The organism is Candidatus Poriferisodalis sp., from assembly GCF_965208925.1.
GTDB lineage: Bacteria > Actinomycetota > Acidimicrobiia > Acidimicrobiales > Poriferisodalaceae > Poriferisodalis.
The window spans coordinates 1910377-1923500 of record NZ_OZ242364.1; the positions used below are offsets into that span (position 1 = coordinate 1910377).

General features: G+C 65.4%; 10 protein-coding genes and 1 tRNA gene. All 11 read left to right on the forward strand.

Going from position 1 to position 13124, the window contains the following annotated elements; all coding sequences use genetic code 11:
• Positions 1-7 precede the first annotated feature (7 nt).
• The 11 genes from ACOGI5_RS08450 to ACOGI5_RS08500 all read left to right on the forward strand — a co-directional run bounded on the left by ACOGI5_RS08450 (position 8) and on the right by ACOGI5_RS08500 (position 13005).
• Positions 8-724 carry a hypothetical protein gene (locus ACOGI5_RS08450; RefSeq protein WP_419863982.1) on the forward strand — a complete coding sequence of 239 codons (717 nt, stop codon included), beginning with the start codon at positions 8-10 and terminating at the stop codon, positions 722-724.
• The gene (locus ACOGI5_RS08455) at positions 718-2034 is read left to right on the forward strand and encodes a glutamate--tRNA ligase (RefSeq protein ID WP_419863983.1); all 1317 of its coding nucleotides are present in this window, start codon (positions 718-720) and stop codon (positions 2032-2034) included. The genes ACOGI5_RS08450 and ACOGI5_RS08455 overlap by 7 nt, the downstream gene beginning before the upstream one ends.
• A 43-nt stretch (positions 2035-2077) precedes the next feature.
• Positions 2078-2152: transfer RNA gene (locus ACOGI5_RS08460), tRNA-Gln, on the forward strand.
• Between the two features lie 228 nt (positions 2153-2380).
• Positions 2381-3142: an ABC transporter ATP-binding protein gene (locus ACOGI5_RS08465; RefSeq protein ID WP_419863984.1), complete on the forward strand. Its 762-nt coding sequence runs from the start codon at positions 2381-2383 to the stop codon at positions 3140-3142.
• The gene (locus ACOGI5_RS08470) at positions 3139-3852 is read left to right on the forward strand and encodes an ABC transporter ATP-binding protein (RefSeq protein ID WP_419863985.1); all 714 of its coding nucleotides are present in this window, start codon (positions 3139-3141) and stop codon (positions 3850-3852) included. The genes ACOGI5_RS08465 and ACOGI5_RS08470 overlap by 4 nt, the downstream gene beginning before the upstream one ends.
• A 22-nt stretch (positions 3853-3874) precedes the next feature.
• On the forward strand, positions 3875-4933 hold the full coding sequence (locus tag ACOGI5_RS08475) for a branched-chain amino acid ABC transporter permease (RefSeq protein WP_419863986.1): 1059 nt from the start codon (positions 3875-3877) through the stop codon (positions 4931-4933).
• A gap of 29 nt (positions 4934-4962) precedes the next feature.
• Complete coding sequence (locus tag ACOGI5_RS08480; protein ID WP_419863987.1) at positions 4963-6789, forward strand: branched-chain amino acid ABC transporter permease; 1827 nt, start codon at positions 4963-4965, stop codon at positions 6787-6789.
• 84 nt (positions 6790-6873) lie between these two features.
• Positions 6874-7839, forward strand: a complete 966-nt coding sequence (locus ACOGI5_RS08485; protein ID WP_419863988.1) for a branched-chain amino acid ABC transporter permease — start codon at positions 6874-6876, stop codon at positions 7837-7839.
• Positions 7836-9140, forward strand: a complete 1305-nt coding sequence (locus ACOGI5_RS08490; protein ID WP_419863989.1) for a branched-chain amino acid ABC transporter permease — start codon at positions 7836-7838, stop codon at positions 9138-9140. Before ACOGI5_RS08485 ends, ACOGI5_RS08490 begins: the two co-directional genes overlap by 4 nt.
• 131 nt (positions 9141-9271) lie before the next feature.
• Positions 9272-10984 (forward strand): ABC transporter substrate-binding protein, encoded by a 1713-nt coding sequence (locus tag ACOGI5_RS08495; RefSeq protein ID WP_419863990.1) that lies wholly within the window; start codon positions 9272-9274, stop codon positions 10982-10984.
• Positions 10985-11289: 305 nt separating this feature from the next.
• A complete protein-coding gene (locus ACOGI5_RS08500; RefSeq protein WP_419863991.1) occupies positions 11290-13005 on the forward strand; it encodes an ABC transporter substrate-binding protein in 1716 nt (571 codons plus the stop codon).
• Positions 13006-13124: the final 119 nt, after the last annotated feature.

The window sequence follows — 13124 nt, forward strand, 5'->3', positions numbered from 1 at the left end:
GAAACCCATGGCCCAGATGACGAACGCCCCGACGATCGCCCAAGAGATCGCGTCGTCGCCCGGTGCGACCGCCGCGATGCAGCCCGACCGCGAGCTCCTGCGGCTGCATCGCCGAGCGTGCACCGACTTCGCCGCCAGGATGCGGTTGCCCGCATGGGAGCACATGGGCATGGGTTTGGCCCCGCCGCTGAGCGACTACACCGTGGCCGACCTGCTGGAGCGAGCCGTCAACGGCAATCTCGCTGCAGCCGCCGAGATGGGCGGTCAGCCAGCGCCGCCGCAGGTACGCATCCCGACGCCCGCAGGCGGCATCGGCTTGGGCTTCGGCACGGGTGCGAAAGATCGCCCCGATCCCACGCAGCCAGTCGTCGAGAGCGTCCGCACGGTGCTTTCGATGGCAGCCAGCCTGGATGCGGGCGCTGGATTCAGCCCAAGGCTGCGCGACCTGCTGTGGACGCGCGTCACCGAGCTGACCGTGCTGGGATACGACCTGCAGCAGGCCATCAGTGCCGGTGCGGGCCTCGACGAGCTCCTCGTGGATCGCATACTCGCTGCAGCCCCTGCCGTCACGGTCTGGCCAGGGCTCGAGGTGCTCCCGGTCGACCTGTCCACCCCGCCGCTGCAACGACTGCTGGCGATGGCAGGCAGGCCCGTGGGCCGCTGGGTCGATTCGCCTGATTTGATGGGAAACGCAGGCCCGAACTGCAGCACCGGTCAGTGCTGAGCGGCGCACCTCGGCTGCGTTTCGCTCCTGCCCCCACCGGGCTGCCGCACCTGGGCACGGCGCGCACGGCGCTGTTCAACTGGCTGTATGCCCGCCGCTGCGGCGGGGAGATGGTGCTGCGCATCGAGGACACCAACGCGGAACTCGCCACAACCGCACACATCAGTCAGATCCTGGAGACGCTCGAATGGCTCGGGCTGGACTTCGACGGCGACCCCGTCTTCCAGAGCCAGCGCGGCGCCCTCTACGACGCCGCTGTCGATCGTTGGCTCGACGAGGGACGTGCCTATGTCGACGACGGGGCGGTGCGGTTCGCCGTTCCCGACGACGGCGTGACGGCCTTCGACGACATCGTGCGGGGCCGCGTCGAGTTCCCGAATGCGTCGATCGACGATTTCGTGGTCCGGCGCAGCGACGGCAGCGCGACCTTCTTCGTCGCGAACGCCGTCGACGATCTCGATCTGGGCATCACGCACGTCGTGCGAGGCGAAGACCTGCTGAACACGACGCCGAAGGTGGTGCTGCTGCGGGCTGCGCTCGACGCGACCGAGATGCCGACGTTCGCCCACTTGCCGCTCATCGTCAACAAGCAACGAAAGAAGCTCTCCAAGCGGCGCGACGACGTGTCGCTCATCAGCTATCGAGACCAGGGCGTGCTGCCCGATGCAATGGTGAACTACCTGGCACTGCTGGGGTGGGGACCCCCCGATGACGTCGAGGTGCGGCCGCTCAGCGAGATCGTTGAGCTGTTTGATCTTGCTGACGTCAATGCGGCGCCTGCCATGTTCGACATGGACAAGCTCACCGCGATCAACGGCACCTACGTGCGGGCGCTCGACGATGCCGGCTTCGCCGCTGCCATCGGGCCGTGGGTACGCGCGGAACCCTGGGGCGCCGATCTCGATGCAGCCAGTCTGAGCACGGTCGCACCGCTCATCCGCGAGCGCACCCGCCTGCTCGGCGACGCTCCCGACCGCATCGCCTTCCTCTTCGCTGAACCCCGGATCGAGCCTGACGACTGGGCCACCGCGATGGCGGCACCGGCAAGCGACATCCTCCATCGCGCGCGCACCGCGTTCGCCGCGGCCGACTGGAACGCCGCGACGCTGCACGCCGAGCTGCGCGCGATCTCCGAGAGCTTCGGCTTGAAGCTGGGCAAGGCGCAAGCCCCGGTTCGCGTCGCCACCACGGGCCGCGCCGTCGGCCCCCCGCTGTTCGAATCGCTCGCGCTGCTCGGCCGCGATGCCACGCTCGCGCGCCTCGACGCCGCGCTGGCGGAGCTCGCAGGCGCAGCAGACTCCGGGGAATAATCAGGGCCACTGAAAGAGCCGCAGCGCTAGCCTGTCCCCGCCCTCGGGGATGGTGTAATTGGCAACACAACTGGTTCTGGTCCAGTCATTGGGGGTTCGAGTCCTCCTCCCCGAACCAGGTGATCGGCGGCACTTCCCCACGCATCGGGCGCTGGCAGCGGTCGCCAAACATCCACGTCCTCGGCGTCCCCGCCACGATTTGCACCATCCGTCGATTTGTGTCCTAGCATCACCCGCTGGCCCGGCCCGCGAGAGGCTCCACGCGGAAACTCACGCTGCTGGATCGACCTGATAACTTGCCTGCGGCCGGTCACCTGATCGGCGAGGACCGGAGGGGGTTCAGCGCGTGGCGTTGCTCGAAGTCCAAGACATCTCCGTGCAGTTCGGCGGTATCCGTGCGCTCGACGATTTGTCGTTCACTCTGGACGAGGGACAGATCCTCGGTCTCATCGGCCCGAACGGTGCGGGCAAGACCACGCTGTTCAACGTGGTCAGCCGGATCTACGACCCGACGACCGGCTCGGTGACATTCGACGGGCACGATCTGCTGGCCATGCCCGCTCACCAGATCAGCCGCGTCGGCGTCTACCGCACATTCCAGAACCTGGCCCTGTGGCGCGGCATGACCGTGATCGAGAATGTGATGGTGGGCGACCACACCAACACGAAGGCCAACTTCTTCACTGCTGCGTTCCGCTTCGGCACCCGCAACGAAGAGAAGGACCTGAGGCGCAGGGCTTGGGAAGCGCTCGAGGAGCTCGGCCTTGAGCAGTATGCGTACCACCCAGCGGCCGGCTTGCCCTTCGGAACCATGAAGCGCATTGAGCTTGCCCGGGCCCTCATCTCCAACCCGCGTCTCATCATGCTGGACGAGCCGGCGTCGGGCCTGACGCACCAAGAGGTCGACTCGCTCGCTCAAGATGTCAAGGACATCCGCGACAGGCACAACCTGTCGGTTCTGCTGGTGGAGCACCACATGCGCATGGTGCTCAACATCAGCGAGCACCTGGTGGTGCTCAACTTCGGCCGCAAGATCGCCGATGGTCACCCCGATGTCGTGCGCAACGACCCGGAGGTCATCGAGGCGTACCTGGGGAGTTCCTCATGACAGACATGATGCTGAAGGTCGAGGACCTCCACGCGCGCTACGGCGCCGTCGAGGTGCTCCGCGGGCTCGATTTCGAAGTGCCCGATGGAAACGTGGTGGTGATTCTGGGCGCCAACGGCGCCGGCAAGACCACCACTCTGCGGGCGCTATGCAACATGTGCACCACGACCGGCACGGTCACGATGGAAGGCGACGACATCTCCCGTGCCAAGACCGCCGACATCGTGCGGCGAGGCGTCGCCCACGTGCCCCAGGGCCGGGGCACCTTCCCCGAGCTCTCGGTGATGGACAATCTCAAGATCGGCGCCTACACCCGCAAGGACAACGAGGTCGGCGCCGACGTCGACCGCTGGTTCGAGATCTTCCCCCGGCTCGAAGAGCGCCGCGATCAGCTCGCCGGCTCGCTCTCGGGCGGCGAGCAGCAGATGCTTGCCGTCGCCCGGGCGCTGATGTGCCGGCCGAGGCTGCTGCTGCTCGACGAGCCCTCGCTGGGCTTGGCGCCGCTCATCATCGAAGACCTCTTCGAGCGCTTCGCCCAACTGAACAAGGAAACCGGGTTGACAATGCTGCTCGTCGAGCAGAACGCCAATCTGGCACTGGACATGGCCGACTACGGGTACGTGATTGAGAGCGGCGAGATCGCTCTGCATGGACGGGCCGATCAGCTCAAGAACGATCCTGCAGTGCAGGAAGCGTACTTGGGCGCGTGATTCATAGGTACGGGGGCACACCGTGAACTGGAACTTCGAGATCCTCCCGGATTTCATTTTCAACGGGCTACGTGACGGCGCCGTGTACGCCGCTGCCGCGTTGGCGCTGGTGCTGATCTTCAAGGCCACCACGCTGATCAACTTCGCCACCGGTGAGTTGGCGATGCTCGGCGCCTTCTTCGTCTATGTACTCAACATCGAGCAGGGCCTGTGGCTCTGGCTCTCGATCGCGATCGCGATGCTCATCAGCGCCGGGATCGGCGCGGCCGTCGAGCGAGCACTCGTCAGACCCTTCGACCCGGCCGACCACCTGCCGGTTGTGTTGATCACGTTGGGCTTGTTCTTGATCATCAACGCCGTCGCCGGCGATATCTGGAACTACCAGGTCCGGCGTGTCAACGACCCGTTCGGCCAATTCCCCAGCTGGGTGCCGAACGGCAGCGAGCTCAAGACATCGAGCGACGGCACGATCGCCTGCATGACGAATGCAGACGGCAATCTCGCCGAGGTGGCGCCCGGCACTGCCGGCGCCGAGATGTGCGAGATGGTCGGCCGCACCTTCTTTGAGGTCATCGGGGCACGCCTCCACTACCGCACCATCGGCACGTGGATCGCACTCGCCCTCGCGCTGATCGCACTCGCGATCATCTTGGGCAAAACGAAGGCGGGTCTGGCCTTCCGTGCGGTGTCCTCCAACACCGAGTCAGCCCGGCTGGTCGGCGTCAACACCGGACGCACGCTGGGATTCGGCTGGGCGCTGGCCTCGGTGTTCGGCACGCTCTCCGCTGCCTTGGTGGCGCCGGCGCTGGGCGGCGTCAACCCCAACATGATGCTGACGATCCTGATCTACGCCCTGGCTGGCGCCGCGCTCGGCGGGCTCGACAGCCTCGGCGGCGCCGTCATCGGCGGCCTGGTCGTGGGGCTCATCAAGTCGGTACTGGTCTCATGGTTCGGCGTGGTCGTGCTCGGCCAGGCCTACTTCTCGATCTTGCAGCTGGCGACGGCGTTCCTGCTGATCTTGATCGTGCTGTTGTTCCGTCCAGCGGGTCTCTTCGGAACCCGCCGCATCGAGCGCGTCTAGCTCAACTACCCAAGGGGAGTTGCTGAGGTATGAGTTCACCACTGCTCATCGTTTCCAGGGGCAGCACACAGCATCGCCAGTGGCGGTTCTTGAGCTGGGGCTACGCCTTGGCGCTGGCGATCCTGGTGCCGCTGGTCCTGCAGCCGTTCGAGATCGGCAAGATGAACCGCGCATTGGTCCTCATGGTTGCCGTGCTGGCGGTCAACCTGGTCGTGGGCTTCAACGGCATGCTCGCGCTGGGGCATTCGGCGTTCATGGGCATCGGCGCGTTCGTTGCCGCGTCGATGGTCCAGGACGAGCTCTGGGACTTCTGGATGGTCATCCCGGTCGTGGTGATCGTCGGATTTGCCATCGGAATCATCGTGGGCCTGCCGGCGCTGCGGGTACGAGGTCTCTACCTAGCCTTGGTCACCATCGCCCAAGCGGCGGTCTTCCCGACGCTGGTGAACATCGACGAACTCGGTATCGCACGTCGTACCGGCGGCCCGAACGGCCGGGACGTCATCGAGGAAGTCGATCGGCAGGAAAGCGGCTTCTCCAGCTTCTTCGAGTGGCTGCCCGGTGTCGACGGTGCGCGGGGCGCGAATGCGTATCGCTACTGGATCCTGCTGCTGATGACGGTGATCGTCATTGCCCTGGTCCGCAACATCATGACCAGCCGGCCTGGCCGGGCGGTTCTGGCGATCCGCGACAGCGAGGCAGGCGCCGCGGTGTACGGCGTCAACCTGCCGCTCTACAAGACCGTGAATTTCGCGCTCAGCGCCTCGCTGGGCTCACTGGCGGGCCTCATGTGGTGCCTCGACAAAGGCTTCGTGGCCGGCCAGGACTTCACCTTCCTGCTGGCAGTCGACCTCATCATCGGCTTGGTGATCGGCGGTGTCGGCACGTTGCAGGGCTCGATATTCGGCGGTCTGTTCGTGGTATGGGTGCGAGATCTCACCAAGAGGATCTCGATCCCGCTGGGCTTCTACACGCTCGACGGCGATGGCCCGCTTTCCGCTGCCATCTTCGGCCTCATTCTCATCCTGTTCACCTTCTTCGCTCCCGGTGGCATCGCCTCGATGGTGACGGCGATACAGAAGAGGATCATCCAGGTGGTCCCGCTGACGCCAGCCGGCGACCCCATCACGCCGCTCGCGAGCCTCGACCCCGGCCCGTCCTCGACGCGAGCCTCGTGGGCAATGAGATTCGCCGTCGCCGGCCCAGTGCTGCTGGTGATCGGCTGGGTGCTGATGAACGTCGACAACCTCATCGTCGGCACGCTCGCCTTCGCATTGCGCTTCGCCATCGTGGTGCTCGCTCCGATCGTCGTATTCGTCTCGATGAACGAGCTCCGGGCGGCGAAAGCGGGCCGGCGCGGCGAGAACGCCGCTGCGGTGAGCTCGCAGGCCAAGACAGCGGGCATCCTCGGCGTGCTGAGCTTCGCCTACATCCAGACGTTTGCCCTGAACATCGCGCTGCGGGCTCACCATGTGGGTCACTTGGCCCGAGAAGCGATCGCAGTGAACCCCGATGGCAAGACGGTGCCCGCAATCCCGCTCGTCAATGAGGCGGCGAAAGCGAAGGACTTCGTTGGCACGCCCGGCGAGTTCTGCGGCACCTCGCCCTCGGGTGAGATCAGCGATATGTCGGTCAGCGAGCTGTGCAACGTGGCATCCGATGCCATCGATGCCTCCGAGACATCGGTGGGCTTCTGGCTCATCGGCTGGCCGACGCAGAGCATGCTGTCGCTGGTGCTGAGCGTCATCGTCATATTGGTGACGATCTTCGTCGGCCTGCGCTACTTCGTCTTCTCCGAGGAGAAGGCCGAAACGGCTCCCGAGCCAGCGCCTGAAGACGTCGGCGCCTCTGCGTAGATGTAGCGCGGCGCATCACGGCGCCCTGCGCCTGCGCTGGAGCGCAGAAGCGTGACATGCACTGCTGAGGGCTGAGCGGCCGCAATGGACTTCGCCTTCGTCGGCTTCGACTGGTCGTTGCTGCTGCAGCGAATCTTCGATGCGCTGTTCAACAGCGCCATCTACTCCTCGCTGGCGCTGGCATTGGTCATCATCTTTCGATCCACTGGGCTGCTGAACTTCGCCCAAGGCGAGATGGCCACCTTCTCTGCCTACGTCGCCTTCGTGCTGCTCGCCGGTGCGGCACCCGGCGTCACCGGTGGCGGGCTGGCGTCGTGGATCGGGGCCCCGCTGGTGACGCCGCTAGCGATCGGAGGTGCGGTTGTCATCGGCATCGCGGCCGGCGCAGCGACCGAACGCGTACTGATCCGGCCGTTACGAAACGCACCGGAGCTAGCGCTTGTCAACGTGACGATTGGCATCCTGCTGGCGCTGAACTCGTTGATGGGCCAATGGTGGGGGACCGGTCCGCGTGTCTTCCCGCCGATCTTCCCGTCGTCTCCTGGCGACCACATCGACATCGCAGGCGCCCGTTTGCGTTTCTCCACGGTCGGGGCATGGCTTGTGCTGTTCGCGCTCCTCACCGTGCTTGCTCTGCTGCTGCGCTACACGAGGGCCGGTCTGGCCTTCCGCGCCGTGTCGATTGATTCGGAATCGGCCGCGTTGAACGGCATTCGCGTGGGTCCGACGCTGATGTACGGCTGGGCGCTGGCAGCGGGGCTCGGGGCCATCGCAGCCAATATGAGCGCCAATTCGGTGCTCCTCGAGCCGACCATGATGGTGCGGGTACTGGTGTACGCCTTCGCCGCAGCGACGCTCGGCGGACTGGATTCGCCCAAGGGAGCGTTGGTCGGCGGTGTGGTCATCGGTCTCAGCCAGACGTTGATCCCGGCCTATGTGCCGTTCATCGGCTTCGAGCTCAGCGTGCTGCCAGCCCTAGTCGCCATGGTCGTAGTGCTGATCGTTCGCCCGGCCGGCCTGTTCGGCACTCAGCGGATCGAGCGGGTGTGAGCGACGACAACTGGCCCTCGCCGATGCCGCGCCCAGGCGACGATGACGACCCGGGTACAGAAGCCAGCGTGTTCGCAGTCTTCGCCCCGCCCGGAGCTGACGAGCCGTCTGAGACTGCATCGCTGCCCGGAGCTGACGAACCGTCCGAGACTGCGATGCTGGGCGCCGAGCCGTCCGGGGGAGGGCCCAGCGTGCGCAGCGGCCCGCCAGCCGCTTCCGGCGCCGGCACAGCGGTCCTCAACGCTGGCGGCGCGGATCATCTCGAGCGGCCCCGCAGGCGGATCGGCCCGCTGAGCTGGATCGGTGCTGTGTTGCTCGGTGTGTGGCTGGTGGCGATGCCGCTCACCAGCTCGGTAACCGAACTGCGGCAGAACACCCAGATCATCGTCATGGTCCTCGCGGTGCTGGGCGTCAACGTCGCCACGGGCTACGGCGGCATGATCAGCCTCGGCCACGGAGTCTTCGTGGCCGTCGGCGCGTTCGCGGCTGCCTACGCTGTCGACGACCTGGCGCTGCCGTGGGCCCTCTCCATCCTGGCCGGAGCAGCCTTCGCCGGCGTCATCGGCGCACTGGTCGGTCTGCCCGCCCTTCGCATCAAGGGCATCCACCTCGCGCTGGTGACGCTTGGGCTGGCCATCGTGTTCCAGCCGCTCGCCAAGCGGGTGCCGGCGTTCTCCGGCGGCGTCAGCGGCAGGGCGGTCGGCGCCGAACTGGTGCCGCCGTCGTGGTTCGGCACCAGTCGCTGGGCCGAAGGGCTGTACCACTACCTGATCTGCCTGGTGGTGGTGGGGCTGGCGATGTGGCTGACGCACAACATCATCAATAGCCGGCCCGGTCGTGCCATGCGTGCGGTGCGCGACAACGACACGGCTTCGGCCGTGTACGGGGTGAACCTGGTGGCGTCCAGGGTCAGCACGTTCGCGGTGAGTGCGTCGCTGGCCGGACTCGCGGGAGCGCTCGGCGTCGTGCTGGTGCCGTTCGCCTCACAGGAGTCGTACCCGTTCCAGGAGTCGCTGGTGCTGTATGCCACCGCTGTGCTCGGCGGCTTGGGCTCACTGTGGGGCTCCGTGCTCGGCGTCGCTATCCGGGAAGTCTTCTCGAGGATCGGCGAACTGCTCGGCGACGTGAGCGGGCTGGGTCCGCTCGGGGAGTTCCTGCGCCTGCTCGACGAGGAGCAGTTCGTGTTCGGCGCGCTGCTGGTGGCACTGACGTTCGTATTCCCGCGTGGCCTCGTCGGCATGTTCAACCGCCGTCAGGAAGATCAGGCGCCCCGGGCAGATCGACACGGAGCGCGGGCGTGAGATCGTTGCGGAATTGACACGCCCGAGCTCGACATCGCCCGACAGGGCGGAACTAATTTCGTAACGCGCCGGTTCGTAAGCAATCGACTGGGGGAGCCGGCGTCTCACTTTCACCTACAGGGAGAAACGACATGATCAAGCGTCGAATGTGGCGCTTGCTGGCGTTGTTGTTCGCGTTCTCGCTCGTCGCTGCTGCGTGCGGCGGCGATGACGACGCGGACGACGCCGGCGCCAGCGAGACAGAGACCGAGACCACTGCCGCGGCCAGCGAGGACGAGGCGATGGACGAGGAGATGGCCGAAGAGGATGACGACGAGGGCGCTACCGGGGCTCTCGGCGGTGCTGCGGCCGAGGAGGACATCGAGGCAGCCGTCGCCGGCGAGGACGACGACGAGGAGATGGCCGAAGAGGAGATGGCCGAAGAGGAGGAGATGATGTTTGATCGCTCCACCCTCCAGGGCATCTTCGATGAGGCCGCCGCTCGCCGTGCCAAGACCGTTGCGGAACTGACCGAGAAGATGGAGGCCGGCGAATACGGCGTCAGCGACGACGGCATCCTGCGCGGCCCCGCGGGCTTCGAGATCGACATGAACGAGTGCCCCTCGGACTGGTCGAGCACGACGGGCATCACCGACTCGCAGGTCCGGATCGGCCACACCACCGCTCAGTCGGGCAACTTGGCTGCGTACGGCGTCATCGCCGACGGCTGGGAGAACTACTTCGACTGGATGAACGCCAACGATCCGATCATGGTCGGCGGCTCCCCGCGTGACCTGACGTTGATTGTCAAGGATGACGGCTACGTGGCCGCCCAGACGATCGAGTTCGTGGACGAGTTGATCGAGGCGGAGAACGTGTTCTCGATCCTCACGCTGGGCTCGCCGAACACGTTGGCGGTGTACGACAAGCTCAACGAGGAGTGCATCCCGCAGCCATTCGTCATGACTGGCCACCCGGCCTGGGGCGACCCGGTGAACCACCCATGGACCACGGGCCTGCAGATGTCGTACTCGACTGAGTCGATTCTGTGGGGCGCGTGGATCCGCGAGAACCTGTCTGATCTGCTGCCGGTGAAGGTCGCCGGCCTGGTGATGGACAACGACTTCGGCTTGGCCTACGAGCTGGGCTTCCACGAGTGGGCTGAGGCCAACACCGATGTGGTGAGCGAGTACCTGCCGGTCCGTCATGACCCGGCCGCGCCGACGCTGACCAACGAGATGACCACCATCGCGGCGTTCGAGCCTGATGTGTTCATCTCGATGACGGCGGGCAACCCGTGCTTGCTGGCCATCCAGGAGGCCGGCCAGAGCGGCCTGTACGACGACATCAACGCCAAGGGCGGCGCGCTGTTCACGCCGTCGGTGTGCAAGGCCATCGAGGCGTACATGAAGCCTGCCGGCGACTACGCCAACAACTGGTGGATTGTCGGCGGCGGCATCAAGGATTCCACCGACCCGAAGTACGTTGATGAGCCGTTCATCGCGTTCGTCAATGACAACCTTGTCGAAGCGGGCTTGGATCCGGCGGTGTCGCTGTACGCCACCGGCTACATGTTCGGCTACCCGTACGGCGAGGCGCTGCGCATCGCGGCTGACCTGCCGGGCGGCCTGAACCGCACGAACTTCATCCTGGCGGTGCGTTCGATTGACATGTACCACCCGCAGGCGCTGGACGGCATCAACGCTCAGCTCAACGGTTCTGCAGATGCGTACTTCATCGAGGGCTCCGACTTCAGCCAGTTCGATGCGGGTGCGCAGACATGGAACATCATCGGCGACATCGTGGATGTCAACGGCCGGTCCACCAACTGCGCTTGGGACAAGGACAACGGAGGCTGCCGATAGGCAGGCTCCGTATCGGGCATGGAGGCTGTCGATAGGCAGCCTTCACATCAGACGCTGCGGTTGTGTTCGCTGCGTCTGACTGAAGTGAGCTGATCCTCGGATCAGTGCGACGGGGCCGGCGGGCAGTTGCCCGCCGGCCCTGCCGCGTTGCGACACAGATTGCAGAATCGAAATCGTTGCAGAATTGACATACCCGCCCGGTGACCAGCCGTGAGACGGGAACTAGCGTCTCGGTAGACCGGCTGAGGCATCTGTGCGATTCCGCTGCCGGTTCGTGCTTTTGCAACCAATTGGGGAGACACAACATGACGAAGCGTCGAATGTGGCGCTTGCTAGCTCTGCTCTTCGCGTTCTCGCTCGTAGCCGCTGCATGCGGCGGCGGCGATGACGACGCAGATGCCGACGCTGGCGAGACAGAAACCGAGACCACGGCCGCGCCGAGCGAAGACGAGGCGATGGACGAGGAGGAGATGGCCGAAGAGGAAGACGACGAGGGCGCCACCGGTGCTCTCGGCGGTGCTGCGGCCGAGGAAGACATCGAAGCCGCCGTTGCCGGCGAGGACGAAGACGAGGAGATGGCCGAAGAGGAGATGATGGAGGAGGAGGAGATGATGTTTGATCGCTCCACCCTCGAAGGCATCTTCGAAGAGGCTGCCGCCCGTCGCGCCAAGTCCGTTGCTGACCTGACCGAGAAGATCGAGTCGGGCGAGTACGGCGTCGGCGACGACGGCATCCTGCGCGGACCCGCTGGCTTCAACATCGACATCGGCGCGTGCCCGAGCGACTGGTCGGACACGACGGGTATCACCGACTCGCAGATCCGGATCGGTCACACCACGGCTCAGTCGGGCAACCTGGCTGCGTACGGCAACATCGCCTACGGCTGGGAGAACTACTTCAACTGGATCAACGAGAACGACCCGATCATGGTCGGCGGCTCGCCGCGTGACCTGACGCTGATCATCAAGGACGACGCCTATGTGGCCGCCCAGACGATCGAGTTCGTAGACGAGCTGATCGAGGCGGAGAACGTGTTCTCGATCCTCACGCTGGGCTCGCCGAACACGTTGGCGGTGTACGACAAGATCAACGAGGAGTGCATCCCGCACCCGTTCGTGATGACCGGCCACCCGGCTTGGGGCGACCCGGTGAACCACCCGTGGACCACCATCATGCAGATGTCGTACTCGACCGAGTCGATTCTGTGGGGCGCTTGGATCCGTGAGAACCTGCCCGACCTGCTGCCGGTGAAGGTTGCCGGCCTGGTGATGGACAACGACTTCGGCTTGGCCTACGAGCTGGGCTTCCACGAGTGGGCTGAGGCCAACACCGATGTGGTGAGCGAGTACCTGCCCGTGCGTCACGACCCGGCTGCGCCGACGCTGACCAACGAGATGACCACCATCCTGGCGTTCGAGCCTGATGTGTTCATCTCGATGACGGCGGGCAACCCGTGCTTGCTGGCAGTCCAGGAGGCCGGCCAGAGCGGCCTGTACGACGACATCAACGCCAAGGGCGGCGCGCTGTTCACGCCGTCGGTGTGCAAGGGCATTGAGGCCTACATGAAGCCCGCCGGTGATGCGGCGGACGGCTGGTGGATCATCGGCGGTGGGTCGAAGGACTCCACCGACCCGAAGTTCATCGATGAGCCGTTCATGTCGTTCGTCAACAGCAACCTCGAGGCAGGTGGCTTGGATCCGGCGGTGTCGCTGTACGCCATCGGTTACACCTACGGCTACCCCTACGGCGAGGCGCTGCGCATTGCGGCTGATCTGCCGGGCGGCCTGAACCGGACAAACTTCATCCTGGCCGTGCGGTCGATCGACATGTACCACCCGATGCTTCTTGACGGCATCATCACGCAGCTCAACGGCAACGCCGATGCGTACTTCGTTGAGGGCTCGGACTTCAGCCAGTTCAATGCGACTGAGCAGACCTGGACCCAGGTCGGCGATGTCGTGGACGTCAACGGCAAGTCGACGAACTGCGCCTGGGACAAGGACAACGGCGGCTGCCGCTAGGCAATTGCCACTAGGGGATCAGCAGCGCTGCTGTTGATCACCTAGCTGACCGAACGGTCAACGTAGAGGGCCGGCGGGCATCTGCCCGCCGGCCCTCTCGCGTTCGTGTCGCATTCGGC